Raw genomic sequence first — 26,445 nt, 5'->3', positions numbered from 1 at the left:
GCCGCTATGCGTCGATGCGCTTTCTCAGCGCGTCGCCGGCAAACGGCATTTCACGCATGCGCTGGCCGGTCGCGTCGAAGATCGCGTTGGCCAGCGCGCCGGCGGTCGGCCCCATCGACGCCTCGGCCGCGCCGAGAAACGGCGCGCCGGGACGATTGATCAGATGAACCTTCACGCTTTGCGGCGCCGCCGAGAAACGCAGGATCGGATAGCTGCTCCAGTCGAAGCTGCGAATCCGTTCGGTGTCGTACTTCAGCGCCTCGTACAGCGTCCAGCTCGCGGCCTGCACGATGCCGCCCTCGATCTGGTTGCGGATCCCGTCCGGCGACACGACCTGGCCCGCGTCGACCGCCGCTTCCGCGCGCTCGAGCGTCACCTGGCCGGTTTCCGGCACGACCGACACCTCGACCGCGATCGCGACGTAGGCCATCAGGTTCTTGTACTTGCCGAACGCGAAGCCGACGCCGCGGTTGCGCGCACGCGGCGGCCGCGGCCAGCCGAAGTGCGTCGCGGCGAGCTTGATCACCTGCCGCGCGCGATGGTCGTCCATGTGGCGCAGCCGGAATTCGACCGGATCGACGCCGGCCGCATGCGCGAGCTCGTCCATGAAGCTTTCGATCGCCCAGACGTTGGTGTGCGCGCCGAGCGAGCGCATCGCGGAGGTCTGCAGCGGCATCGTCGGCGAGAAGTTGTTGACGATGTGCTGGTTCGGCAGCGCATACAGCGGAATCGCGTTGCGGTCGCCGCCGCCTTCCGGTTGCAGCATCGGCGTCGACGGCGCGGGCACGAACGGCGGCTCCAGCATGCGCGCGGGCAGCAGCCGGCCGGCGTTGACGATCCGCTCGTTGTGCGAGCTGCTCCACAACGCATAGTTCCAGTCGACGATGCGCCCGCTCGCGTCCAGCGATGCGCTGACCTCCGTCACCATCGCGGGCGTGAAGTGGTCCCACGTGTGTTCCTGTTCGCGCATCCATTGCACGCGAATCGGCTTGCCCGGCATCGCGGCGGCGATCAGCGCGGCGTGCGCGGCCGCGTCGTCCGCCGCATTGTGCCCGTAGCAGCCCGACCCCTCGGTGTGAATGCAGCGGATGCTCGCCTTCGGCATCGACAGCATCTCGGCGAGCGCGTCGCGCAGCGGGTAGACGCCCTGCGAGTGCGTCCACACCGTCATCATCCCGTTCTCGAGATGCGCGACCGAACACGACGGCCCGATCGACCCGTGCAGCAGGTAGTTCTTCAGGAACGTCGCATTGAGCGTCTTCACGGCTGGTGCGGTGGCCGCGTGCGTGTTCGCGATCTCGATGCGCTGTGTCGCGATCCGCTTCAGGTCCGCGTGCACGGTGCCGCGCTCGGGCAGCGTGCGGCCCGGCGACCAGCGGCAGCCGGCGGCGAGCGCGCGCTGCGCGACCACCGCCTGCCATTCGCCCTGCGCGACGACCGCGAGCATGCTGCCGTTGCGCACGATCCGCACGACGCCCGGCAGCTTCAGGACCGCGGCTTCGTCGAACGACAGCAGCTTCGCTTCATATACCGGCGGCATCACGACGCGCGCGTGCAGCATGCCGGGCAACTGCATGTCCTGCACGTAGCTGACGCCGCCCGTGACCTTGTTCGGGATGTCCACGCGCGGCAGCGACGTGCCGATCACGGCGAACGTCGCCGGGTTCTTCAGCGGCGACGTGGGCGTCGCATTGCGATGCAGGTCGACCGTGCGGATCGCGTCGCCGTAGGTCATCGTGCGTCCGTCGGGCGCCGTGATCACCGCGTCGGCGGTCGTCAGCACGCGCGGCTCGACGCCGAAGCGCTTCGCCGCGCCTTCCACCAGCAGCGCACGCACCTGCGCGGCCGCGTTCAGCAGCGCGGAGCCGCTGTCGGCCATCGTGTGGCTGCCGGCCGTCAGGCCCTCGTCGGGCGACGCGCCGGTGTCGGCCGTCAGGAACGTGATCAGCGACGGCTTCATGTCGAGTTCCTCGGCGGCCACCTGCAGCAGCGCCGTGCGCACGCCGGTGCCGAGCTCGACCTTGCCGGTAAACACGGTGACCTTGCCGTCGGGCGCGATCTTGATCCACGCGTCGAGCAGCGGATTGGTCTTCAGGCTGCCGGCGAGCGCCTGCGTGGCTTTCGCCACGTGCACGGCCGCGCCTTCGTCGGCGATCACCAGCTGCGCGGCCGCGCGCGACGCGGGCGCGAGACTGAACGCGACGAACAGCGCGCCGGAGACGATGAAGTGCCGGCGGCTTTCGTCGATGTCGTCGTGGGAATTCATTACAGCCCCTTGCTGATCGTGACGGGAGCGGAAGCGGGTTCGGGGGCCGGCAGCCCCGCGACCGAGCGCACCGCCGCGAGAATCCGCATGTGCGTGCCGCAGCGGCACAGGTTCGGTTCCATGTGCGTGCGCAGTTCCTGTTCGGTCGGTTTCGGGTTGCGTTCGAGCAGCGCCTGCGCGCGCATGATCATCCCGGCGATGCAGTAGCCGCACTGCGCGGCCTGGTGCTCGATGAACGCGCGTTGCAGCGGGCCCGGACGCTCGGCGGTGCCGAGGCTCTCGATGGTACGCACGCTGCGCGAACCGACCGCGGCCACCGGCATCAGGCACGAGAACGTCGGCTTGCCGTCGACGATCACGGTGCACGCGCCGCACTGCCCGAGGCCGCAGCCGAACTTCGCGCCGTGCAGGTGCAGGTCGTTGCGCAGCGCGTACAGCAGCGGCGTGGACGGGTCGATGTCCAGCGTGTGGCGCACGCCGTTGACGGTGAGGGTGATCATCGTGCGGTGTCCTCTTTTCTGAGCTTCGCGGCCATCGCGTCGACGCCCGACCACGCGGGGCGGTCGGTATAGGTTTCTCGCACGTACGCGGCGAGATCGGCGATCTGCGCGTCGTCGTACTGGTCGATGAACGACGGCATGTAGTTGAGCGTATCCTCGCCGTGCCAGCCGATGCCGTTGAACATCATCTGGATCGCGTTGCGCGGCGTGTCTGCGTTGACCGCCGTGTTGAACGCGAGCGTCGGCCGTTCGCCGATCGACTGCATCGGCGCGGCCGGCCCGTGGCACTGCGCGCACGATGCCTGGAACAGCACCGCGCCGCGCTGCGCGGCCGGCGTCGTCGCGACGCGTTCGACCGGATGCGCGGCCGCGGCCGCACGTGCGTTCGCCGGTTTCTGGATCGACAGGATGTACGCGGCGATCGCCTCGACGTCCTCCACCGGCACCGTCGCGAGGTCGCGCGTGACAGGCAGCATCGGCCCGGCCGCCGCGCCGTGCTCGCTCGCGCGGCCGGTGCGCAGGTAGGTGACGAGCTGCGCCTGCGTCCACGGCCGCGCGGCATCGCCGAGCGCATTGAGCGGCGGCGCTTCCCAGCCGTCGACAATGCCGCCGTCGAACGCGCGGCCGCGCTGCTCGCCGCCGATCGCGTTCAGCGGCGAATGGCACGATGCGCAGTGGCCGAGCCCGTCGACGAGCATCCTGCCGCGGTTCCATTGCGCGGACTGCGCAGGGTCGGGTTGATATGCGCCTTCGTGCAGGAACAGCACGTTCCAGAACGCCACCAGCGGCCGGAAGTTCAGCGGGAATATCAGGTCGTTGGCGGGCGTCGTCGCGCGCACCGGCTCGCGGGTCATCAGGTACGCATATGCGGCGGCGATGTCGTCGTCGGACATCCGCGTGAAATGAATGTACGGAAACGCCGGGTAGAGCGGCTGGCCGTTGCGTCCGATGCCGGTGCGCAGCGCGCGGGCGAACGCGTCGCGCGACCAGCGGCCGATCCCCGTTTCGGCATCCGGCGTGATGTTGGTCGCGTAGATCGTGCCGAACGGCGTCGCGAGCGGCAACCCGCCCGCGAACGGCTTGCCGTCCTTCGCGGTGTGGCACACGACGCAGTCGCCGAGCGCGACGACGCGCGCGCCGGCGCGCACCAGTTGCGGATCGAACGAAGCGGGGGCGGGCGGGTCGATCGGCGCGATCGACGGCCGCACCATGATGCCGATCGCGATCGCCAGGCCGGCGAACGCGATGCCGGCCGCGCCGAACCAGAGTCGTTTGTGCTTCATGCGCGCTCCGCGCGAAGCGGTATGCCGCACGTCGCGCGCGGCGTGCCCGGGCCGTCGTGCGTCGGCCGGCCGGGCCGCGAACGCGTTGCGGCGAGGCGGTAATTGGCAACTGGATTCACGTCGTCACTCCATCAGTCGAAAAGGCGCGCCGGCTGACCAGCGCGGTCGCTCTTGCAGCCAGTCTACGCAGACGCCCGCATCATTTCCTGAAGTCCGGCTGAAACGTTCTGAACGGCGGGCCGGGCCGGTTCGGCGACATCCGGCACGCGCGCGCCAGCTAGATCCGCAGCAGCCGGCCCGCATTGCCGCCGAGCACCATCGCGCGCTGGTCGTCGGGCAGGTCCAGCCGATCGAGAAAACGCACCGGTTGCGCGTAGCCCATGTCGAAGCAATAGTCGCTGCCGAGCACCAGCCGGTCGATGCCGACGTTCTCGATCAGGAAGCTCAGCACCGGCCCCGAGTGGGACACCGTGTCGTAGCTGAAGCGCCGCAGGTAGCTGCTCGGCTTGTGCGCGAGCCGGCGCGTTTCCGGCCGGACGGTCCAGCCGGCGTCCAGCCGGCCGACGAGGATCGGCAGCGCGCCGCCCGCATGCGGCAGCGCGACATGCAGCGCCGGATGGCGGTCGAGCACGCCGCCGAGGATCAGGTGCGAAGCGGCGATGGCCGTATCGAACGGATTGCCGAGCAGGTTGCTCAGGTAGAAATCGCCGAGGCGCGCGTCGCCGACGGTTTGCTGCGGATGCAGGAACACCGGCAGCCCGAGCTGTTCGATGCGCGCGAACACCGGCGCGAACCGCGGATCGTCGAGGTCGCGGTTGTCGATGTTCGTGCCCATGTACACGCCGCGCACGCCCGGCAGCGTCGACGCGCGCTCGAGCTCGTCGATCGCGTCGGTCGCGTCGAGCATCGGCAGCGTCGCGAGTACGACGAAGCGCGCCGGATGCTGCTGGTGCACGCGCGACGCGGCCGTATTCCATGCGCGCGCCAGTTTCGCGTTGAACGGCCGGTCGCCCCAGTACGTCATCGGCACGCTCAGCGACAGCGCCTGCACGTCGACGCCCGACGCGTCCATGTCCGCGAGCCGCGCATCGACGTCGATGAATTTCATCGGCAGCGGCCCGAGGCCGCCGGCCGGCGTGCGGAACGTGAACGTCGTGCCGTCGCACGCGAATGCGCCGCCGAAGCGCTTGCCTTCGCCGCCGACGAGGTCGCAGAAGCTTTCCGGGTAGTAATGCGCGTGGATGTCGATCGCGCGCGGACGCCGGCCAGCCAGCGTGGCCGAAGCGGCCGACGCGGGCGACGCGGCCGACGCGGGCGCCGGTTGCGCCGCCGCGGCGGGGCGTCCGGCAACGGCCGCGCCGGCAAGCGCGGCGAACGCGCCGAGCATGCGGCGGCGCCCGGCGGACAGACAGCAGGGGCAGGTCATCGAATCGTCTCCAGGTCGGGATTGTCGTGTTGCCGCGCGCCGTGGCGCGGCAGGGTGCCGAGTTCGCATGCGACGAGCTGCGCGTCGAAGCGCGCGCGTTCGCGTCGCGCGCGGGCGGACCCGTCGGTGGCCGATACCGCGACGATCGCGATGAACGCGGCGGCCATCGAGAACAGCGCCGGATATTCGTACGGGTAGGGCGCGTGCGCGTGGCCGAGCACCTGGACCCAGACGGTCGGGCTCAGCACGGTGAGCGTGACCGCCGTGACGAGGCCGATCGTGCCGCCGGCCACCGCGCCGCGCGTCGTCAGGCCGCGCCAGTAGATCGAGAGCAGCAGCACCGGAAAATTCGAGCTGGCGGCGATCGAGAACGTGAGGCTGACGATGAACGCGATGTTCTGCTTCTCGAATGCGATGCCCAGCACGATCGCGAGCACGCCGAGCACCAGCGTCGTCGCGCGTGCGACGCGCATTTCGTCGCGGTCGGTCGCCCGGCCGCGGCGCAGCACGTTCGCATAGAGGTCGTGCGAGATCGCGGACGAGCCGGCGAGCGTCAGCCCGGCGACCACGGCGAGAATCGTCGAGAACGCGACCGCGCAGATGAAGCCGAGGAAAAAGTTGCCGCCGACCGCATGCGCGAGATGGATCGCCACCATGTTCGCGCCGCCCGCGACCGCGCCGGACGCATCGTGATACCGCGGGTCCGCCGCGACGAGCGCGATCGTGCCGAAGCCGATCACGATGATCAGCGCATAGCCGGCCCCGACGATGCCCGTCGCATGGAGGATGCTCTTGCGCGCCGCGCCGACGTCGCCGACCGTGAAGAAGCGCATCAGGATGTGCGGCAGGCCGGCCGTGCCGAAGATCAGCGCGAGGCCGAGCGATACCGCGGACACCGGATCGGACACGAGGCCGCCCGGCCGCATGATGGCCGCGTGCTTCGGATGGACGCGCAACGCCTGCGCGAACAGCGCGTCGAGGCTGAAGCCGAAGCGGCTCAGCACCATGAACGCCATGAAGGCTGCGCCGGCGAGCAACAGCACGGCCTTGACGATCTGGATCCACGTGGTGGCGAGCATGCCGCCGAAGAATACGTAGACGACCATCAGCACGCCGACGATCACCACCGCGACCGTGTAGTCGAGCCCGAACAGCAGCTCGACGAGCTTGCCGGCGCCGACCATCTGCGACACGAGATACAGCAGGACTATGACGATCGAGCTCGACGCGGCGAACGCACGGATCGGCTGTTGCTGCAGCCGATACGACACGACGTCGGCGAGCGTGTACTTGCCGAGATTGCGCAACGGCTCCGCGATCAGGAACAGGATGATCGGCCAGCTCGCGAGAAAGCCGACCGAATAGATCAGCCCGTCGTAACCGCTCGTGAACACGAGCGCCGAGATGCCGAGCAGCGACGCGGCCGACATGTAGTCGCCGGCGATCGCCCAGCCGTTCTGCAGCGCGGTGATGCGCCCGCCGGCCGCGTAATGATCGGCGACGCTGCGGTTCTGGCGGGCGGCCCAGCGCGTGATGACGAGCGTCGACGCGACGAACAGCACGAACATGCCGATGGCGACCGGATTGTGCACGTGGGCGAGCGCGGCGGGGCCGGCCGCGAACGCCGGCGCCGTGGCGACCGCGGCCGCGGTGACGAGGATGGCGACGGTGCGTTTCATTGGCCGCCTCCGTCGCGGATCGACGCGACGAGCGCGTCGTGCACCGCATTCGCACGCCACACGTACAGCGCGACGAGTGCGAACGTCGCGACGAACATGCCGAAACCGACCGGGATGCCCCACGTGGTCGGGCGGCTCGCCACGATCGGCCGGCCGAGCCATGCCGGCGAGAACGCCAGCGACAGGATGAATGCGAAGTAAAGCGCGAGCATGACCGCGGTCAGCGACCACGCGAATCGCCTCCTTCGCGTGACGAGATGGCGGAAGCGGGCATCGCGCGGCAGCGGATGCGTGGCCGCGGCGGGCAGGTCCGGATCGGGTGCGGGGCCGGCGGCAGCCGGAATCGAGCGGTTCACGGTGTCTCCTTGTCGGTATCGGATGGGGCGCGATGCGGCGGGCGCGACACGTCGTGCATGCGCCCGCCGGTGGTCAGAGCGACGGCGGCACGGCCGTTTCGCGCATCACGACTTCCGCGGTGCGGTAACGCTCGGCCATCTCGCGTTCGGTGTCGTTCTTCAGTTGCGCCTGCATGTACGCGCCGAGATGGCGCGCGTGTTCGACGATCGCGGCGCCGAACGCGGTGCGCGTTTCGCTGTACGCGTGCAGTGCGTCGAGCGGATCGGCATGCGCGGCCAGCGCGCCGACGAGCGCCAGCGCGTCGCCCGCGGCCTTCGTGACGCCCATTCCGCAATGCGGCCGCGCGACGAATGCGGCATCGCCGAGCAGCGCGATGCGGCCGAACGCCATGCGCGGCACCTCGAGATCGTAGATCGGCTGGAACAGCGGCTGCGCGGCGCGCGACACGACTTCCGCGAACTGCGGCGCGAGCAATGCATGCGCGGCGTCTTCCATGTCGGCGAGCACGTCGCGGCGGATCAGCGTCGGCGGAATGCCGGCCGCCCACACCTTGCCCGTCGCGTCGGTGAGCAGGTTCGGCAGGTCGGTGTCCTCGCGGGTCGCGCGATACCACACGAAGTTGTAGCGGCGCTCGCCGGGCTGCGTGCTGTTGTGCTGGCCGGCGACCGGGTAGCCGAGGATCTGCTCGTGCGGCGGCAGGCCGAACGCGAACTTGTCGAACAGCGCCGCATGCGTGCGCCCGGACAGTTCGCGTTCGTCGACGAGGCCGCGCCACGCGACATAGCCCGCGTACCGCAGACGCGCGTCCGGCAGCAACCGTTCGCGGATCGCCGAACGGAAGCCGTCGGCCGCGACGACGAGGTCGGCATGCACGACCGATCCGTCGGCCAGCGTGAGCGTCGCGCGCTCGGGCCCGTCCGCGACATCGGCGACGACGGCCCCCGCGTGATGGTGCTGGTCGGGCAGCGCGGCGCGCAACACGTGGTACATCTTGCTCCATGCGGTCAGCGTCTGCGGCTGTTGCCGCTCGGCGGCGAGCGAACCGTCCCGCGCCAGCGTGATGCGCGATTCGACGTTCACGCCGATCGATGCGTCGATGCGCACGCCGGCCGCGCGCAGCACGTCGAACAGCTCCGGATGCGTGACGATGCCGGCGCCGCGGCCGGACAGCGCGTCGGGCACGCGTTCGAACACGTCCACGTCCCAGCCGTGGCGCAGCAGCAGGTTGGCGGCGAACAGCCCGCCCAGCGAGCCGCCGACGATGGCGGCCTTGCGATGCGTCGAAGTGGTGCGCATGTCAGTCTCCACGGGTGGCGGCGGCCGCTGCGGCGCCGCGTATGTCGAGGCCGGCGACTTCGGCGGCCGGGTAGTTCAGTTCGATCGTCACGCCCGACGGATCCTCGATGAACACCTGATGCAGCCCGAGCCTCGGCACGGTGCGGTCGCGCCACGCGATGCGCTCGTCACGCAGCGTGCGCCACATCGCCTCGACGCCGGTCGCGACGAACGCGATGTGGTCGACGGTGCCGGTGCCCGCGGCCGGCACGGGCTTGTCGCCGAGATACGCGGCCAGCCCGTGGGGGTTGGCCGGATCGATGCCGATCAGGTGGACCGTGCCGTAATCGGCTTCGTCGTCGCCGAGATAGAGCCACGCGCCCGGAAAGTCGAACGGCGGGCGGTAGCCGCGTCTGAAGCCGAGCACGCGTTCGTAGAAGCGGCACGAGGCTTCGAGATCAGGCGTGCGGATCGAGTAATGCGCGAGTCGCGAGACAGGCATGGCGAACCTCTTGTTTATCGAAGGATAAGTTATCGTTCGATAAATTCTAGGCCGAAAACGACGCGGCGCAAAGCCGTGATCCAGCCGTGTTAACCCTTGGCCCGGAACCGGGGGCGAATCGGCGACGAACGGGCGCCGAGTGCGCCGCGCGTCACGTTACGACGGCACCTCGCCGGCGACGACTTCGTCCTCGTAGCACCAGATCCAGCGCTCGCCGGGCTCGATCGAGCGGACGAGCCGGTGTCCGGTGTCGCGGAAATGCCGGCTCGCGTGGCGATTCGGCGACGAGTCGCAGCAGCCGACGTGTCCGCAGATCAGGCACATCCGCAAATGCACCCAGCCGCTGCCCGATTTGATGCATTCCTCGCAGTAGTCCTTGTCGGTGTCGAGCACGCGTGCTTCGTCGAGATGCGTACAGGCGATGGCCATCTTGCGCTCCGGTGCCGGCGCGGGGAACGACGCTTGCGACGCGGCCGGCGCGATGCCGCAAGCGGGGACGGGGATGCCGCATTGTGCGGCGCCGCGCGGCGGCCGCGCCTTAATTGTTATGAAATCGCGCGTGCGGCGCGTCGGCGCGGCGTACAGTCGCGGTGCGTCCGGCTCACCCTTTTATCCTGGCGACGGCCGGACCGCATCCAGCATCGATTTCTTCGGGAGCCGCGCATGATTCAGTCGCAACTGGTCCGGATCGTCGGCCTGCCGCACAGCAAGGACGCGTACGCGATCCGCGATTTCCTGCAGCGGCGCATGGTCGCGTACGACTGGTGCGAGCTGACGTCCGACGCCGACTGCGCGCGCGAGCTCGGCATCGCGCCGCTGCGCGACATCCGGCTGCCGGTCGTGATCTTTCCGGACGGCTCGCGCCTGTACCAGCCGACGCTGGCCGACATCGCCGCGCGGCTCGGCTGGGTCGCGCGGCCGCGCTTCGTCGAATACGACGTGTCGATCTACGGCGCCGGGCCGGCCGGGTTGTCGGCGGCGGTCTACGCGGCGTCCGAAGGGCTGCGCGCGGTCGTGATCGAGCGCGGCGCGGTGGGCGGGCAGGCCGGCACGAGTTCGCTGATCGAGAACTACATGGGCTTCCCCGACGGCATTCCGGGCGCGGAACTCGCGGAACGCGCGCGCGAGCAGGCGGTCAAGTTCGGCGTCGAGCTGCTGACGATGCGCGAGGGCGTGCATGCGACCTTTGTCGACGGCAAGATCCGCGTCGAGCTCGCCGACGGGTCGACCCTGGTCGCGCGCGCGAACATCTGCGCGACCGGCATCGAATATCGCAGCCTCGGCCTGCCGGAAGAGCCGGCGTTCCTGAATGCAGGGCTGTTCTACGGCGCCGGTTCGAGCGAAGCGCCGATGTGCGCGGGCGAGCAGGTGTTCATCGTCGGCGGCGGCAACTCGGCCGGCCAGGCCGCGATGAATTTCTCGCGGCACGCGCGTCAGGTGACGATGCTCGTGCGCGGTGCGTCGCTCGCCGACACGCTGTCGCGCTACCTGATCGACCGGATCGAGCGGACGCCGAACATCGAGGTCCGCTACCAGTCGAGCGTCGTTGCCCTGCACGGCGACGGCTGGCTCGACGCGATCGAGCTTCGCTCGGCGGACGGCACGCGCGAACGGCTGCCGGCCACGCGCCTGTTCGTGTGCATCGGCGGCGCGCCGAACACCGACTGGGCGAAGGATACCGACATCATCCGCAATCCGGACGGTTATCTGGTCACCGGCGGCGACCTGTACGACTGTCCGGCGTTCGAGCGCGTGTGGCCGCTCGAGCGCCGGCCGTACCATCTGGAAACCAGCGTGCCGGGATCGTTCGCGGCCGGCGACGTGCGATCGGGGTCGGTCAAGCGCGTCGCGTCGGCGGTCGGCGAAGGCGCGATGGCCGTGACCTTCGTGCACCGGTTTCTCGGCGAGGACGCACATCGCCTCGCGAGGGCCTGACGCGCGTGCGAAGGCGTCGCGACCGCCCCGGATCGCGGTTTCATCCGGCGTCGGCCTGCGTCGAACCGCGCGACCCGTCATCGCGCGACCCGTCACGGCCCGTCCGCGCCGGCGGCGTCCACCCGCCGCCCAACGCACGCACGAGGCTCACCGTCGCGATCGCGAGCGCCTGCCGGCTGTGAATCAGCTGGCGCCGCGCGTTCAGTGCGTCGCGATCGGCATCGATGACTTCGAGGTAGCTGACGTAACCGTGCGCGTAACGGCTCAGCGACAGGCGCGCCGCCGCGTCGGTCGCGCGCGCGGCGCTGGCGTAGCGTGCGATCCGTTCCTTTTGCGCGGCGATGTCGTTGAGCGCGTCCTGCACGTCGCGCAGCGCGCCGAGCGCCGTCGCGCGATAGTTCGCGTCGGCGATGTCCGTGCCGGCCCGCGCGGCGGCAACCGCCGCGTCGCGCTTGCCGCCGTCGAACAGCGTCAGTGCGACGTTCGCGCCGAGGCTCCACAGCGAGCTGTTGCGGTCGAGAAACGAGCGCAGGTCGCGGGTGGCGAAACCGCCGTCGGCGGTCAGCGTCAGCGTGGGCAACCACGCGGTGCGCGCGATGCCCAGTTCGAGCGACGCCGCATCGGCGCGCCGCGCGGCCGCGAACACGTCGGGGCGTCGCGCCAGCAGCGCGGACGGCAGCCCGGCCGGCACGTCCGGCACGCGCACGGGTACGGCGCGCGTGTCGACGTCGAACGCAGTCGGCGACACGCCGGTCAGCACCGCGATGGCGTCGACGAGGTTGTCGCGCAGCCGGCGGCTTTCCGCGAGATCGGCATGCGCGGTATCGAGGTCGGCCGACGCGCGCAGCCCGTCGAGGTCGCTCGCCGCGCCGGCCCGCACGCGTGCGGCGATCACGTCCAGCGCGGTGCGGCGCAGCCCGATCGCTCTGTCGAGCGTCGCGAGATCGTCGTCGACGTAGCGTAGCGTCAGGTAGTCGACGGCGACTTCGGTCGCGATCCTCAAGCGGATCGCATCGCGATCGGCCGCGGCCTGCAGCACGTTCTGTTCGCCGACGTCGGCGTCGCCGCGCAAGCGCCCCCATAGATCGACTTCGTAGCTCGCGGCGACGGGAACCGACCAGTTGTGCATCGTCCGCTTCGGCAGCGCGTTGTCGACCGTGCCCGATACGCGCGTGCGGCTGAACGACGGATCGACGCGCACGGTCGGCGCGAGCGCGGCATCGCGGATGCCGAGCAGCGCCCGCGCCTGGTCGACGCGCGCGGCCGCCGCGCGGATATCGAGGTTGTGCGCGAGCGCGGCGTCGACGAGGCGGCCGAGCTGCGGATCGCCGAACCACGCGGGCCATGCCGCGAGCGACGGCGCACCCGCATCGGTCGACGGATCGGCATGGCGGAACCCGTCGTGTCCGACCGGGACGGGCGCGAGCGGTTGCGGCGAGATCGAGCACGCGGCCAGCACGCTCGCGGCGACGAGGATGCATGCGCGCTTCATCGCGATTCACCGCCGGGTTGCAGCGTGACGACGACCGACAGCCCGGGCCGGATGCGTGGCTCCGTCGCCGCCGGGCCGTCGAGCAGGATCTTCACGGGCACCCGTTGCGTGACCTTCGTGAAATTGCCGGTCGCGTTGTCGGGCGGCAGCAGCGCGAACTGCGCGCCCGTCGCGGGCGACAGGCTGTCGATGCGGCCGGTGAACGCGCGCTGCGGCAGCGCATCGAAGCGCAGTTGCACGGCGTCGCCGGCGCGCACGTGCCGCAGTTGCGTCTCGCGGAAATTGGCGACGATCCACGGATGCGGCTCGACCAGCGTGAGCAGCGCCTGACCGGGCGCGACATGCTCGCCGGTCTCGACGGTCTTCTTGCCGACGTAGCCGTCCGACGGCGCGACGACCGTCGTGTACCCGAGCTGCAACTGCGCGTCGCGCAGCTCGGCATCGTTCTGGCTCGACGCGGCATCGGCGGCCTGAGCGGCGGCGGCGGCGCTGCGCCGTTGCGCATCGGCCGCCGCGACGCGCGCGCGGGCCGACTTGCGTGCGGCATCGGCCGCATCGAACTCCTGCTTCGACAAGCCGCGCGGCGTCTCGCGGGTCAGCTCGCGGGCACGCGCGTAATCAAGTTCGGCTTTTTCGGCATCGGCGTGCGCCGACACGAGCGCCGCGTCCGCCTGTTCGATCAGCGCGCGTGCGCGGCTCGCATCGGCATGCGCCTGGGCGACGCGTGCGCGCTGCACCGCGACGCGCACGTCGAAATCGCGGCGGTCGATCTGCACGAGCGCGTCGCCCGCATGCACGAACTGGTTGTCGTCGACGAGCACGCGCTCGACCGCGCCGGCCACGCGCGGCGAGATCACGTGCAGGTGGCCGGTCACGTACGCGTCGTCGGTGCCGCGATCGCGTGCGTCGAACTCGTACACGAGCAACGCGACGAGCAACAGCGCGAGCACGGCGATCGCGACGACGGCCGGCCGGCGCGAGCGCGCGGGCGCGGGCGTGGAAGGCGCGGAGGCCGCGGAAGATCGGGTATCGGGCGAGGGCGGGGTCATGATCGGCACACTCCATCGTACGGACGGGATTCGGCGCATCGCGTTATGCTGGCGCCAGCTTGACAAACGGGAGCCGCTCGACGATGAACACGACGTTCGCCACCGGCAGTGCCGCGCCAGGGCCGGCCTCGGGCGCGGCCTCCGACGTTCCGACGTTCCGGTCGATCGCCGCGATCGCGGCCGTGCTGCTCGGTGCGGTCATCGCGACGCTGACGTCGCGCATCACGTCGCTCGGCTTGGCCGACGTGCGCGGCGCGCTCGGCATCGGCGTCGACGAAGGCGCGTGGATCAACACCGCATTTACCGCGTCGCAGATGTTCATCGGGCCGCTGGCGATCGCCGCGGCCTACCTGTTCGGCACACGCCGCGTGCTGCTCGCGGGCGCCGTGGTGTTTCTCTGCGCCGAAAGCGTGCTGCCGCTCTGCACGCGATTCGGTGCGTTCATCGTGTTTCAGGCGCTCGCCGGGTGCGCATCGGGCGTGTTCGTGCCGCTGACGATCGGCTTCGTCGTGCGCACGCTGCCGCCGCGGCTCATTCCGTTCGGCATCGCCGCGTATGCGATGAATCTCGAGATGTCGCTGAACCTGTCGGCCACGCTCGAAGGCTGGTACAGCGAGCACCTGAGCTGGCGCTGGCTGTTCTGGCAGAACGCGGTGCTGACCCTGCCGTTCATTGCCTGCCTGATGCTGTCGCTCGCCGACGAGCCGGTCAAGCGCTTCGCGTCCGGCATCGACGCGCGCGGCATGCTGCTCGGCGCGGGCGGGTTCGCCTGCCTGTGCATCGCGCTCGACCAGGGCGAGCGGCTGTTCTGGCTGCAGTCGCCGCTGATCGTCGCGCTGCTGGCCGTCGGCATCCTGATGGTCGCCGCGTTCCTGATCCACGAGCTCGCGTCGCCGCGCGCCGGCATCGATCTCGGCTACCTCGCGCGGCCGAACGTCGCGCTGCTGATCGTGCTCGTCGGCCTCGTGCGCTTCACCGTGCTCAACACGAGCTTCATCCCGTCGCTGTTCCTCGCGAGTACGTACGGGCTGCGCCCGCTGCAGATCGGCGATACGCTGCGCTGGATCGCGATTCCGCAGTTGCTGTTCGCTCCGTGCGTCGCGCTGTTGCTGCAGCGTGTCGACCCGCGCCGGCTGATCGTCGCCGGCTTCGCGGTGGTGGCGATCGCGTTTGCGCTCGGCTCGCGGCTCACGCCGGTGTGGGCCGAACCCGACTTCATTCCGTCGCAATTGCTGCAGGCGCTCGGCCAGACGATGGCGCTCACGTCGGTCATCGTCTTCTTCGGCAGGCACGTGACGGCCGAGCATGCGCTGACGTTCGGCGCGATCGTGCAGACGACGCGCCTGCTGAGCGGGCAGCTCGGCACGACGTCGATCGCGGTGATTCAGCGGATCAGGGAGGCTACCCATTCGAATCTCGTCGGTCTGCATGTGTCGCTGTCGGATCCGGAAACGCTCGAACGACTGCGGGCCGGCGCGGCGTCGCTGGTGGCGCACGGCGCCACGTTCGCGACGGGCAACGAGGCGGCCTATGCGCTCGTCGATCGTGCGGTGCGCGTGCAGGCCACGACGCTCGCGCTGGCCGACAACTTTCGCGTGGCGATGGCGTTCGCGCTCGCCGGCGCACTGCTCGGCATCCTGTTGCGCCCGGTGCGGGCGCCGTGAATGCGGCGCCGCATGGGCTGAAATGTCCTGAAAAGTCCTGAACGGCGCTGGCGGCGTCCGTCGCGGCGGCATGCGCGCCGCCGCGACGGACGGCAGGCTTACGCCTGCAGGAACGCGAGCAACTCGGCGTTGATGCGATCGGCGCTCACCACGCACATGCCGTGCGAGCCGCCTTCGATCACCTTCAGCACCGCGTGCTTCACGATCTTCGACGACAGCCGGGCCGAATCGTCGATCGGCACGATCTGGTCGTCGTCGCCGTGCAGCACGAGCGTCGGCACGTCGATCTTCTTCAGGTCGTCCGTGTAGTCGACTTCGGAAAACTCCTTCACGCACAGGTACTGGCCATGGATGCCGCCCATCATCCCCTGCGACCAGAATGCGTCGATCGTGCCCTGCGACACCTTCGCGTTCGGGCGATTGAAACCGAAGAACGGCACGGCCAGATCCTTGTAGAACTGCGAACGGTTTTCCGCAACGTTCTTGCGGATGCCGTCGAATACCTCCATCGGCAGGCCGCCCGGATTGGTCGCCGATTTCACCATCTGCGGCGGCACCGCGCCGATCAGCACCGCCTTCGACACGCGTTTCGTGCCATGCCGGCCGATGTAGCGCGCGACTTCGCCGCCGCCGGTGGAGTGGCCGACGAGCGTCGCTTCGCGCACGTCGAGCGCGTCGAGCAGCGCGGCGAGATCGTCCGCGTACGTGTTCATGTCGTTGCCGTTCGACGGCTGGCTCGAACGGCCGTGGCCGCGGCGGTCGTGCGCGATCACGCGATAGCCGTGCTGCACGAGGAACAGCATCTGCGCGTCCCACGCGTCCGCGCACAGCGGCCAGCCGTGCGAGAACACGACCGGGCGGCCGCTGCCCCAGTCCTTGAAGTAGATCTGCGTGCCGTCCTTCGTGGTGATCGTGTTCATCGTGTGCGCTCCTGAATGCGCGGAAGAGGGGTGGCGGGAGGGCGTGCCGGCCGCGGCCGCCATCGCGGGCAGCGCGGCGGCCGCGACGGCGGTCGCGCCGGCGAGCAGCATGTCGCGGCGGCGAGCCGACGAAACGGCGTCGGTCTGTTCGGGATGCATCTGGACTCCTGAGGTGTGCGGCGGCGAGGCCGCGGGATGGTGGATCGGTGGCGGCCGGCCGCGGCCATCCCGCCCGGCGGCCGTCCGGCGTGCGCCGTCGCGTCGGTTGGTGCGCGCGGACGATCGGATGCCGTCAGGAGCGTATCCCGGCGCGGTGCGCGCCGTACTGAAATCCGGCTGAATTTTCTTGAACGCCGCGGCGCCGCGAGCGGCATTGCCGCACTGCAGAAAAATTAAGCGCGTGACCGGGACTCTTCAGCGCACGGCGACTATCGTCAGCATCGGGTCACCCGCCGTGTGTTTGCCGCGACGCGAGCGGGCCCCCACGCCCGCACCGCCCGTCACTTGCCTGGATAAGCCGCCATGGACGCCTTCAATCGTTGGGAGCACATGATCACGTCGCTCAGGCCGTCGCCCGCCGCGAGCCTCCGGATGATGCCGCGCGAGCGGACCGCGGACGGCTCCTGTCGCCCGCATCGGGACGACGCGCCGACGCCATCGAGCGGCGACGTGCGCCGCCGCAGCGCGATCGTCGCCGTCGAGCGGCAGACCGATTCGTCGATGCTGGTGTCATGGAGCGATCCGACGCGCTGTCGCTACGACGAGCAACGCTGGATCTGCGCGAAGGCGCGCAGGCTGGCGCGCTGCGCGCTCACCGGGCAACCGATCCGGGTGGGCGACGTGATCTACAAACCCCAATGGCGCGGCGAGAGACGCCCCGCGAACTGCCGCGAGATGATTCTCGCGGCGGCGCTCGAGCAGTTCGCCGCCCGGCAGTCCCGGGCATGACGCGCCGCGCCGCACGCTTCGGCCGCGCCCACATCCGCGGGCGCGGCTTCCCTATTCGAAAGGAACCCTCATGAGCACGTTCACCACCCGCGACGGCGTGTCGATTCACTACAAGGACTGGGGCAGCGGCCGCCCGGTCGTGTTCATTCACGGCTGGCCGCTGAATGCCGACATGTGGGACGTGCAGATGCACCATCTCGCGTCGCACGGCCTGCGCTGCGTCGCATACGACCGGCGCGGCTTCGGCCGCTCCGGCCAGCCGTGGGGCGGTTACGACTACGACACGCTGGCCGACGATCTCGCGACGCTGCTCGACACGCTCGACCTGCATGACGTGACGCTCGTCGGCTTTTCGATGGGCGGCGGCGAGGTGGCCCGCTACATCGGCCGGCATGGCACGAAGCGCGTGTCGAAGGCGGTGCTGATCGGTTCGGTGACGCCGCTCATCGCGCGCCGCGACGATCATCCGGAAGGCGTGGACGTCGCGCTCTTCGACGGCATTCGCGCGGGCATCGCGGCCGATCGCGCCGCCTTTCTCGACGGCTTCTGGCCCCTCTTTACCGGGTCGAACCGCGACGGTTCGACGGTTTCGCGCGCCGCGCTCGACTGGACGTCGTTCATGGCGTGGCAGGCCGGGCTGAAGGGCACGCTTGATTGCGTTCGCGCGTTTTCCGAGACCGATTTTCGGGCCGACCTGCAACGATTCGACGTGCCGACGCGCGTGATTCACGGCGACGACGACCAGACGGTTCCGCTCGCGCTGACCGGCGCCGCGACGGCGAAGCTGGTCCCGCATGCGACGCTGAGCGTCTACGAAGGCGGTCCGCATGCGCTTTACCTGACGCACGCGACGCGGCTGAACGACGAGCTGCTGGCGTTCGCGCGGTCCTGAGCGCGCGCCGCGGCACCGCGCGGCGAATCGATTCGAGGCGATGCCGATAATCCCGCGGATATTCGGCCGGTGCAACGGATCGAGCGGAAAATGAATCGGGAATCGGCCGGGCGAATCGAAAAGGAAAATGCGCGGCATTTCCGCGCTCGGCAATTTCGTCTGATATATCGAAATCGCGTTCATGGGCGCATCCATGATTTGCACATGAAACGGGCATCGTCGTGCCGCATGCCGGTGCATGCGGACGTGTCGGGCGCCGAGCCCGCCGCGGCATTTTCGTCATTTCAAAAAATTCGAGCCGTCCATTCTGATAATTTGAATCATTCGATCATGCAAATACCGTAGCATTGATGGCGAACCGGCACCCGATTTCAGCCGGGCGCCGTTGAATGTCACCCTCAAGAAATTCCCATGATCCGGATTGGAACACTTCACGTTTTTCTCGACAGACGTGAAATTCGTTCGAACGGCAAGCTGCTGCGCATCGGCAGCCGCGCATTCGAAATTCTCGAACTGTTGATTCGGGCGAACGGTGCGCTGGTATCGAAAGATGAAATCATGCAGCGCGTGTGGCCGCACACCGTGGTGGAGGAAAACAACCTGCAGGTGCACATCGCATCGCTGCGCAAGGCGCTGGCCGGCGACCGGAACCTGATCGTGACGGTACCCGGTCGCGGCTATCGGCTGGTTTCCGGGCAGGACGCGGGCGCCGCGCCCGTGCGCCCGGCCACGTGGCGGCCGTCCGCCGCGCCGGGCGCGTTGTTCGGCCGCGAACAGACGGTCGCCGACGTGCTGGCCGCGCTGCGCACGGCGCGCATCGTGACGCTCGTCGGCGCGGGCGGCATCGGCAAGACGCGGGTCGCGATCGAAGCGGCGGCGCGCGCCGACGCGCGCTTTCCGGAAGGCACCGTATTCGTTTCGCTCGCCACCGTCGCGTGTCCGCGCTTCGTGCCGGACGCGCTCGCCGGCGCGTTCGGCATCACGCAGCCGACCGGCTCGCTGACGCTCGAAGCGGTGCTCGCCAGCGTCGCGCGGCGCCGGATGCTGCTCGTGCTCGACAACTGCGAGCACCTGCTCGACGCCGCCGCGCGGATCGCGAGCGCGCTCACCGATGCGGACGACGGGCTGTGCGTGCTCGCGACGAGCCGGGAATCGCTGCGCATCCACGGCGAGCGCGTGTGCCCGGTGCCGCCGCTCGACATACCGGGCGAAGGCGCCGGCGATCACGAGGCGATGGGCGCGAGCGCGGTGCAGTTGTTCGCCGCGCGCGCCCGCGCGGCCGATCCGCGCTTTCCGCTCGATGCGCGCAGCCTGTCGTTGATGGCGTCGGTCTGCCGCCGCCTCGACGGCCTGCCGCTCGCGATCGAGCTGGCCGCGGCACGCGCCGCCGTGCTCGGCATCGACGTGCTGGCCGCCCATCTCGACGATCACTTCCGGCTGCTGACCGGCGGATTTCGCACCGCGTTGCCGCGCCATCAGACGCTGCAGGCGATGTACGACTGGAGCTACCGGTTGCTCGGGGAGTCCGAGCGCCTGCTGCTGCGATGGCTCGGCGTGTTCCGCGACAGCTTCGCGATCGAGGCCGTGCGCGAGGTCGTCGGCGCCAACGGGCTGGCCGGCGCCGACCTGCTCGATACGATCGCCGGCCTCGTGTCGAAGTCGCTGCTGATCCTCGAGACCGCGCACGGCGCGCCGCGCTACCGGCTGCTGACGACCACGCGGGCCTACGCGCAACAGCAGCTCGACAGTCACGGCGAGGGCGAGGCTGCCGCCCGCGCGCATGCGGCCTACTTCCTCGCGCTGTTCCGGAGCGCGACCCACGGCGGCGAGCAGCCGGGCGTCGAGCCGGGCGGCACGACCCGGCTCGACGCGGTCCGGTGCGAACTCGGCAATCTGCGTGCTGCGCTCGACTGGGCATTTTCGGCGCGCGGCGACGCGGCGCTCGGCATCGCGCTCGCGGCCGTCGCGGTGCCTTGCCTGTTCGATCTGTCGCTCGTCGACGAATGTCGGGAGCGCGCGCGCGTCGCGCTCGATGCGATGCGCGACGCGGATGCCGCCCTGGTGTCCGACGATGCGCGCGTGCGCTTGCTGGCCGCGTATGCGGCTGCGCTCGCGCATACGGCGGAGTCGACGCAGGCTGCGCATGATGCGTGGTCGGAAGTGCACGCGCTCGGATTCGATGCGGCCGAGGCCGAGTTGCCGTCGCGCGAGTCGTGACGCCGGGTTCGCGCGCTGCTCGCCTGTTTCAGAACGATTCAGCCCGGATACAGGACAGCGGCAGGCGGCACGCGTAGATTGCCTGGACGGCGGGCGCCGGCATGCCACCCGGCGCACGCCGCCGTGCATCCCGCTCAATCGACGAAACGCCGTATGAATCCTGCCCACTCCGATCTTTCCAGCCACGCGACCGATCTCGGCCTGCTGTTCCTGCGTGTATCCGCCAGCGTGCTGCTGCTCGTGGTTCACGGCCTGCCGAAGATCCTGCATTACACGGCCGAAGCCGCGGCCATCGAGGATCCGTTCCATCTCGGCCGCACGCTGTCGATCGTGTTCGCGATCTTCGCGGAGGTCGTGTGCCCGATCTTCATGATCGTCGGCCTGTACCCGAGGCTCGCGGCGCTGCCGGTGATGATCGTCACGCTCGTCGCGTTGGTGTTCGTGCACCCGGACTGGCCGCTGCGCGATGCGCAGTTCGCATGGATGCTGCTGATCCTGTTCGGCACGATCGCGATCGCGGGCGCCGGCCGCTACGTGTTGCCGTTGCCGGGCGTCGCGCGCCGGCGGGACTAGCCGCGACCGGCGCGACGGCGGCCGGCACGCGATGCGTCCGATGATTCCGTTCCCGCGGCGACGTTCGTCTTGCCGCCTTGACCCTTTCGCGCGCCGCGCTGGCGATCCGACATGTTGAATTTCTCCGATACGGCGATCTACGGCGCGCCGATCGTGCTGGCCGATCTCGCCGCGTGGCGGCTGTTCGGGCACGCGCGCCCCGTGACGCGCGCGATCCGGCGCTGTGCGGCGTTCGCCGCGCTGAGCGCCGTGCTGTTCGCGACCGGCGTGAGCCCGCTCGCGGTGCCCGCATCAATCGGCGGGCTCGACCGGATCGCGGTCCAGGCGATCTGCATCGCATGGTGGCTCCAGTGCGCGATCGTGTTCAGCCTGCTGCTCAATCATCTGCTGCTGCCGCGTGCATGGCACAGCCAGCGGCTCTTTCACGACATCGCCGCGGGCATCGTGTTCGGCGCGGCCGCGGTGGCCGCGCTGGGCTACGTGCTCGGCCTGCCGTTGAGCGGCCTCGTCGCGACCTCCGGCGCCGTCGCGGTGATACTCGGTCTCGCGCTCCAGAACACGCTGAACGACGTGTTCTCCGGGCTCGTGCTGAATACCACGCAACCGTTCCGGCTCGACGATACGGTGTCGATCGGCGAGCTCGAAGGGCGGATCGTCGAGAGCAACTGGCGCGCGACGAAGCTGATCGACAGCCTCGGCAACCTGGTCGTCGTGCCGAACAGCGCGGCGGCGCGCGCCACGATCGTGAACCTCAGCGAGCCGGCCGGCCTGCACGGCGTCACGCTCGCGCTCGACCTCGATCCCGCGGTGCGGCCGGCCGTCGCCGTCGGCGCACTGGAGCGGGCCGCGGCGAGTTCGCTCGACGTGCTCGCGCGCCCCGCGCCGATCGCCGTCGTGAAGGCGTTCCGCGCGAACGCGATCCAGTACGAACTCGTCTGTTACGTCGACGCACTGCAGAAGAAAACCACCGTGCGCAACGCGCTCTACGATCTCGCGCATCGGCACCTGGCCGCGGCGGGCGTCGCGTGGCGGCCGCTCGCGGGCGCCGCGCCGGCGTGTGCGTCGCCATCGACATCGCAAGCGCATCCGGTATCGCGCCGGCTGCTGCTGTTGCGGGCGGTCGAATTGTTCGCATGCGTCGACGACGACGATCTGGCCGTGCTGGCCGATGCGCTGGTATCGCGTTCGTTCGGCAAGGGCGACGTGATCTATGCGTCGAATGCCGAGTCGCGCGTGCTGACGATCGTCGAATCGGGTGTCGCGGCGGTGTTCGTGCCGGGCGCGGCGGGCGACGTCGAAGTCCGTCGGATGGCGCCCGGCGATGCGATCGGGCAGTCGGTCGTGCTCGCCGGCACGCGGCTTCATGCGACCGTCCACGCGGTGACCGCGATGACCGTGCATCAGCTTCGCAGCGAGGATCTGGCGGCGCTGATCGGCAGGAAGCCGGCGCTCGGCAGGCTGATGTGCGAGTCGCTCACCGAACATGTCGCGACCGAGGAAAGGATGATGATTCCGCCGGTCGAGCAGGCGCACGCGGGGTTCAGCCTGATCGGATGGCTCGAGAAGGAAATGAAGCGGCTGCACGATTCGCTCGGCTGACGCGCGGCGCGGATGGCGAGGGTCGCCGGCGGGACGGGATGGACGTGCGCTTGCCGTCGCGGCGCGTGGCGCCGTGCCGGGGCGCTGCGTGACGCGTGCGATGCCGGGCCGTCAGTCATCGGCGGGCGGCCGGGCGGCAGCGCGTGCGGCCCCGGCGTGCCGGCGGGCGGGGAACGGGTGCGTCAGTCGGGTGTCGTGAAACGCTCGACGAGATCCGGCTGGTCGAGTTGCTCGACCCACCAGTGCAGCGCGCGGCCCGCCTCGTCGCCGCGCCACGCGAGATAGCAGTGCGTGGTGTCGCGCATGCCCGTCACCTGGCGCGCGACGAGCTTGCCGTCGGCGATCGCGCGCGCCGCGATGCATTCCGGCAGCGTGCCGACCGCGAGCCCTTCGCATTGCGCTTCCAGTTTCGCGGCCAGCGTCGGTACCGCGAGGTAAGGCTGGCCCGCATCGATCGCGACGGACTGCGGCTGCAATTCGCGCGACGTATCGCTGATCACCGCGCCGCGATACTGGACGACCGACGCCATCGCGAGCGGTTCGGGCAACGCCGCGAGCGGATGGGACGGCGCGACCGCGAACACGTGCCTGAGCGAGCCGATCGGCCGCGCGACGATGCCCGGCAATTCCGGCGGTTCGCCCGCCGCGCCGACGACGAGATCGGCCCGCCGCGAAATCAGCGCATCCCACGCGCCGCCGAGCACTTCGGTCGACAGGCGCAGCCGCGTGTCCATTCCGAGCGCGTAGAAGCGGTGGACGTACGGCCACAGCGCGCCGAACGGCAGAATTTCGTCGATACAGACGCGCACTTCCGTTTCCCAGCCCTGTTGCGCACGCAGCGCCTTCAGCTCGAGTTGCTCGGCCGCGCGCAGCAGGCGGCGGCCTTCCTCGACGACGATGCGTCCCGCATGCGTGAGCTTCGCGCGCCGGCCGCTGCGGTCGAACAGCGCCACGCCGAGATCGCTTTCAAGTTTCTGCACGAGGTAGGTCAGCGCGGACGGCACGCGATGCAGCAGTTCCGCGGCTTCGGCAAAGGTTCCGGTGCGGTCGATCGCGTCCAGGGCTTCGAGCGCTTCGAATGACAGCTTCATCGCAAATTCCGGTAGGGGGTGGCTGGCGCATCATACCAGTGCCGCCGCGGCGCGAGCGGCGCGCGTCACCGTGATTTGCTAGAGTGGCCACTCCTGTCATTCGTCTCTTCGCATCGTCCCATGACCACCGCTCAGCCGGACACCGCATCCTCCGATTTCATCCCGGCCGACGTCAGGCAGACCATCGTCACGCAGGCGTTGCCGAAGGGGCAAATCGGTATCGTCCGACTCAAGACCTTGCGCCGGAACATGGGGCTGACCGCGCCCTATGAACTGGAGAATACGGATCTGATCGTCTTGCAGTTGCATGCGTTCGGCGAACAGGATCTGTGGCTCGATGGCCGCCCCGCGCCGTTCGTTCCGTACGACGCGGGAACCGTGTCGATCTACGATCTCGACCGTCGCTGGGTGGCCGACCTGAAGGGCGCGTTCGATTGCCTGCATTTCCACCTGCCGCGCCCCATGCTCGAGGAAACGGTCGACGACCTCGGCGGCCGGCGGCGGCCGCAGCTTTATCTGCCGCCGCATCTGAGCACCCACGATTCGGTCATCCATGCGCTCGGACGCGCGCTGCTGCCCGCGCTGGCCCGGCCTGGCGAGGCGTCGCAGATCTTCATCGATCACGTGGGGCTGGCGTTTCAGGCGCACGTCGCGTGCCGGTACGGCGGCATCGGCGAACGGCGGGAAAAGTCGGACGGCAAGCTCACGCCGTCGCAGGCGCGCCGTGCGAAAGAACTGCTGCTCGCGCATCTCGACGGCAACATCGGGCTGGCCGACGTGGCGAGCGCGTGCGGGCTGTCTCGCAGTCATTTCGTCAAGGCGTTTCATCGGACGACCGGGCTGCCGCCGCATCGCTGGCTCATCGTGCAGCGCGTCGAACGGGCGAAGGAATGGATGCGCAACCCGGACGTGCCGTTGAGCCTGATCGCCGCCGCGTGCGGCTTCGCCGATCAGAGCCATTTCTCGCGAACCTTCACGCGCTTGACCGGTGTCACGCCTCGCCGGTGGCGCGCGGACCATACGTGATCGTGATCGTCACGATGCGAAGGCGGGGTGCGCCGGTCCGCCCCGCGCGCTGCCATGGCGGATCGGCGGCGTATGTTTCGGGCAGCCGGTGCAACTGCGTGGCCAGCACGAGATCGCGGCCCATGGACGGATGCGATGCGTGCGCGTGCAACCATGACGCGGTACAGTGCGTGTTCGCGACCCGCACGAGCGCTGCGCGCTTCGTTGTCCGCGTCGTCCTGCAGCGTCGTCGCGTAGACGACATCATGGGCCCAAGCCGCGAGCTCGATGGCCGGCCACGGCGGTTCCGTACGATACGGCGCGAGGTGCGCGAACAATTCCGCCAGATGCGCGAGCGTGTGATCGAAGCGCCGCAGCTCGCCGTATGCGCGCTCGACGAGCGGCCACACGGCCGCCGCGCCGAAGCAGGCATCGCGGGCGGCGCGCAGCGTGCGTGCGATATCGGCGGAGACGGCGTTCATGACGGCGATCGCTCGGGCGGACGATGCGCGCAGCATGGCAAACGTGGCGCCGTGCGGGCATGCAACTTGCGCGCCTGCACGGGCCGCACCACCTTGGAGATTTTCATGAAACGACGCTGGCCGCGACAACCGATGCTCGCGATAGGTGTGTTCGCAACGTTCGCGCTGCATGCAGCCGCCGCATCGGCGGCGCCCGACGTGTCGATCAGCCGCGCCGATTACGGGACGACCGCGAGCGGGCAGGCGGTGAGCCAGTACACGCTCGCGAACCGGCACGGCGTGACGCTGAAAGTCATCACGTACGGCGGCATCGTGACCGCGCTCGACGTGCCCGACCGCACCGGCCACGTTGCCGACATCGTGCTCGGCTTCGATTCGCTGCGCGACTACGAAGCGCACAACGGCAACATCCATTTTGGCGCGCTGATCGGCCGGTATGCGAACCGCATCGCGGGCGGGCGTTTCACGCTCGGCGGCAAGACGTGGACGCTGCCGGTCAACGACGGGCCGAACACGCTGCACGGCGGCCCGGACAGTTTCGACGCGAAGGTGTGGAAGGTCACCGGTACGCACAGCGACGCGGCCGGTTCGAGCGTCACGCTGCGCTACGTGAGCCCCGACGGCGAGAACGGCTTCCCCGGCACGCTGACGACGGACGTCACCTACACGCTGACCCGCGACGACGAGATCCGCATCGACTACCGCGCGACGACCGACCGGGACACGGTCGTCAACCTGACCAACCACAGCTACTTCAATCTGGCGGGGCAGGCAGCCGGTAGCGTCGAGCGGCAACTGATCGAGATCGCCGCATCGCGTTTCACGCCGACCGACGGCACGTCGATTCCGACCGGGCAACTGGCGAGCGTCGCGGGCACGCCGATGGATCTGCGCCAGTTGACGCCGATCGGCGCGCATTTGCGCGATGCGTATCCGCAGCTTGCGATCGCGCATGGCTACGACCAGAACTGGGTGCTCGACCAGGGCGGCCAGACGGCGCCGGCGTTTGCCGCGCGTGCTTACGACCCGGCGTCCGGGCGGTTCCTCGAGCTGTACACGACGCAGCCGGGGCTGCAGTTCTATACGGCCAACGGGTTGAACGGCAGTGTCGCGGGCAAGGGCGGGACGGCCTACCGGCAAACCGATGCGTTCGCGCTGGAGGCCGAGCATTTTCCCGATTCGCCGAATCATCCGGCCTTCCCGTCGACGGCGCTCAAGCCGGGCGAGACGCTGCACGAAGTGACGGTGTGGCGGGTAGGCGCGCGATGAGCGTCGGCGTCGGCATCGGCG

23 protein-coding genes are annotated in these 26,445 nt (G+C 69.6%); 9 read left to right on the top strand and 14 right to left on the bottom strand.

Going from position 1 to position 26,445, the window contains the following annotated elements:
• Positions 1–4 precede the first annotated feature (4 nt).
• The 9 genes from C5F75_RS34290 to C5F75_RS34250 form a co-directional block, all read right to left on the bottom strand.
• Positions 5–2,266 carry a xanthine dehydrogenase family protein molybdopterin-binding subunit gene (locus C5F75_RS34290; protein ID WP_104013377.1) on the bottom strand — a complete coding sequence of 754 codons (2,262 nt, stop codon included), beginning with the start codon at positions 2,264–2,266 and terminating at the stop codon, positions 5–7.
• Positions 2,266–2,766, bottom strand: coding sequence for a (2Fe-2S)-binding protein (locus tag C5F75_RS34285; protein WP_060310513.1), 501 nt, complete (start codon positions 2,764–2,766; stop codon positions 2,266–2,268). Before C5F75_RS34285 ends, C5F75_RS34290 begins: the two co-directional genes overlap by 1 nt.
• Positions 2,763–4,049 carry a c-type cytochrome gene (locus C5F75_RS34280; RefSeq protein WP_104013376.1) on the bottom strand — a complete coding sequence of 429 codons (1,287 nt, stop codon included), beginning with the start codon at positions 4,047–4,049 and terminating at the stop codon, positions 2,763–2,765. The genes C5F75_RS34285 and C5F75_RS34280 overlap by 4 nt, the downstream gene beginning before the upstream one ends.
• A 277-nt stretch (positions 4,050–4,326) precedes the next feature.
• Entirely contained in the window at positions 4,327–5,475 is a 1,149-nt protein-coding gene (locus tag C5F75_RS34275) for an amidohydrolase family protein (RefSeq protein ID WP_104013375.1), read from the bottom strand.
• Positions 5,472–7,154: a cation/acetate symporter ActP gene (gene actP / locus C5F75_RS34270; RefSeq protein ID WP_104013374.1), complete on the bottom strand. Its 1,683-nt coding sequence runs from the start codon at positions 7,152–7,154 to the stop codon at positions 5,472–5,474. The genes C5F75_RS34275 and actP overlap by 4 nt, the downstream gene beginning before the upstream one ends.
• The gene (locus C5F75_RS34265; protein ID WP_059574845.1) at positions 7,151–7,510 is read right to left on the bottom strand and encodes a DUF485 domain-containing protein; all 360 of its coding nucleotides are present in this window, start codon (positions 7,508–7,510) and stop codon (positions 7,151–7,153) included. The genes actP and C5F75_RS34265 overlap by 4 nt, the downstream gene beginning before the upstream one ends.
• A 73-nt stretch (positions 7,511–7,583) precedes the next feature.
• Positions 7,584–8,807, bottom strand: a complete 1,224-nt coding sequence (locus tag C5F75_RS34260; RefSeq protein ID WP_104013373.1) for an FAD binding domain-containing protein — start codon at positions 8,805–8,807, stop codon at positions 7,584–7,586.
• A gap of 1 nt (position 8,808) precedes the next feature.
• Positions 8,809–9,288, bottom strand: a complete 480-nt coding sequence (locus C5F75_RS34255) for a VOC family protein (RefSeq protein ID WP_059574848.1) — start codon at positions 9,286–9,288, stop codon at positions 8,809–8,811.
• 156 nt (positions 9,289–9,444) lie between these two features.
• Positions 9,445–9,717 (bottom strand): UBP-type zinc finger domain-containing protein, encoded by a 273-nt coding sequence (locus C5F75_RS34250; protein ID WP_059574850.1) that lies wholly within the window; start codon positions 9,715–9,717, stop codon positions 9,445–9,447.
• A gap of 234 nt (positions 9,718–9,951) precedes the next feature.
• On the opposite strand from C5F75_RS34250, the gene C5F75_RS34240 reads away from it, so the two are divergent.
• Positions 9,952–11,223 (top strand): NAD(P)/FAD-dependent oxidoreductase, encoded by a 1,272-nt coding sequence (locus C5F75_RS34240; protein WP_059574852.1) that lies wholly within the window; start codon positions 9,952–9,954, stop codon positions 11,221–11,223.
• Positions 11,224–11,263: 40 nt separating this feature from the next.
• Here the strand turns inward: C5F75_RS34240 and C5F75_RS34235 are convergent, their stop codons facing one another.
• Both C5F75_RS34235 and C5F75_RS34230 read right to left on the bottom strand, forming a co-directional pair.
• A complete protein-coding gene (locus C5F75_RS34235; RefSeq protein WP_059574854.1) occupies positions 11,264–12,715 on the bottom strand; it encodes an efflux transporter outer membrane subunit in 1,452 nt (483 codons plus the stop codon).
• Complete coding sequence (locus C5F75_RS34230; protein ID WP_059575184.1) at positions 12,712–13,764, bottom strand: HlyD family secretion protein; 1,053 nt, start codon at positions 13,762–13,764, stop codon at positions 12,712–12,714. The genes C5F75_RS34235 and C5F75_RS34230 overlap by 4 nt, the downstream gene beginning before the upstream one ends.
• Before the next feature lie 83 nt (positions 13,765–13,847).
• Here C5F75_RS34230 and C5F75_RS34225 point away from each other — a divergent pair, with 83 nt between their 5' ends.
• Positions 13,848–15,428, top strand: a complete 1,581-nt coding sequence (locus C5F75_RS34225; protein ID WP_059574856.1) for an MFS transporter — start codon at positions 13,848–13,850, stop codon at positions 15,426–15,428.
• A gap of 98 nt (positions 15,429–15,526) precedes the next feature.
• On the opposite strand, the gene C5F75_RS34220 is transcribed toward C5F75_RS34225, so the two are convergent.
• Positions 15,527–16,507, bottom strand: a complete 981-nt coding sequence (locus C5F75_RS34220; protein WP_059574858.1) for an alpha/beta fold hydrolase — start codon at positions 16,505–16,507, stop codon at positions 15,527–15,529.
• A 363-nt stretch (positions 16,508–16,870) separates the two neighbouring features.
• Between C5F75_RS34220 and C5F75_RS34215 the strand changes: the two genes are divergently transcribed.
• The 5 genes from C5F75_RS34215 to C5F75_RS34195 all read left to right on the top strand — a co-directional run bounded on the left by C5F75_RS34215 (position 16,871) and on the right by C5F75_RS34195 (position 22,577).
• Positions 16,871–17,296: a DUF3331 domain-containing protein gene (locus C5F75_RS34215; RefSeq protein WP_059574860.1), complete on the top strand. Its 426-nt coding sequence runs from the start codon at positions 16,871–16,873 to the stop codon at positions 17,294–17,296.
• A 70-nt stretch (positions 17,297–17,366) separates the two neighbouring features.
• Positions 17,367–18,188, top strand: coding sequence for an alpha/beta fold hydrolase (locus C5F75_RS34210; protein WP_059574862.1), 822 nt, complete (start codon positions 17,367–17,369; stop codon positions 18,186–18,188).
• 411 nt (positions 18,189–18,599) lie between these two features.
• Positions 18,600–20,405: a winged helix-turn-helix domain-containing protein gene (locus C5F75_RS34205; protein WP_059574864.1), complete on the top strand. Its 1,806-nt coding sequence runs from the start codon at positions 18,600–18,602 to the stop codon at positions 20,403–20,405.
• Positions 20,406–20,558: 153 nt separating this feature from the next.
• Entirely contained in the window at positions 20,559–20,978 is a 420-nt protein-coding gene (locus C5F75_RS34200; protein ID WP_059574865.1) for a DoxX family protein, read from the top strand.
• 111 nt (positions 20,979–21,089) lie between these two features.
• On the top strand, positions 21,090–22,577 hold the full coding sequence (locus C5F75_RS34195; protein WP_059574867.1) for a mechanosensitive ion channel family protein: 1,488 nt from the start codon (positions 21,090–21,092) through the stop codon (positions 22,575–22,577).
• Positions 22,578–22,759: 182 nt separating this feature from the next.
• Here C5F75_RS34195 and C5F75_RS34190 read toward each other — a convergent pair whose 3' ends face one another.
• Positions 22,760–23,668: a LysR family transcriptional regulator gene (locus C5F75_RS34190; protein ID WP_059574869.1), complete on the bottom strand. Its 909-nt coding sequence runs from the start codon at positions 23,666–23,668 to the stop codon at positions 22,760–22,762.
• A gap of 120 nt (positions 23,669–23,788) precedes the next feature.
• On the opposite strand from C5F75_RS34190, the gene C5F75_RS34185 reads away from it, so the two are divergent.
• Positions 23,789–24,694, top strand: a complete 906-nt coding sequence (locus C5F75_RS34185) for a helix-turn-helix domain-containing protein (protein WP_059574870.1) — start codon at positions 23,789–23,791, stop codon at positions 24,692–24,694.
• On the opposite strand, the gene C5F75_RS36995 is transcribed toward C5F75_RS34185, so the two are convergent.
• Positions 24,660–24,818 (bottom strand): hypothetical protein, encoded by a 159-nt coding sequence (locus C5F75_RS36995; protein WP_181035508.1) that lies wholly within the window; start codon positions 24,816–24,818, stop codon positions 24,660–24,662. The genes C5F75_RS34185 and C5F75_RS36995 overlap by 35 nt on opposite strands.
• A gap of 442 nt (positions 24,819–25,260) precedes the next feature.
• On the opposite strand from C5F75_RS36995, the gene C5F75_RS34180 reads away from it, so the two are divergent.
• Positions 25,261–26,424, top strand: coding sequence for an aldose epimerase family protein (locus C5F75_RS34180; protein WP_059575186.1), 1,164 nt, complete (start codon positions 25,261–25,263; stop codon positions 26,422–26,424).
• The last annotated feature ends 21 nt before the right edge of the window (positions 26,425–26,445 follow it).

This window comes from Burkholderia anthinoferrum (assembly GCF_002925705.1).
Classification (GTDB): domain Bacteria; phylum Pseudomonadota; class Gammaproteobacteria; order Burkholderiales; family Burkholderiaceae; genus Burkholderia; species Burkholderia semiarida.
This window is presented reverse-complemented; position numbering and strand designations above follow the sequence as displayed.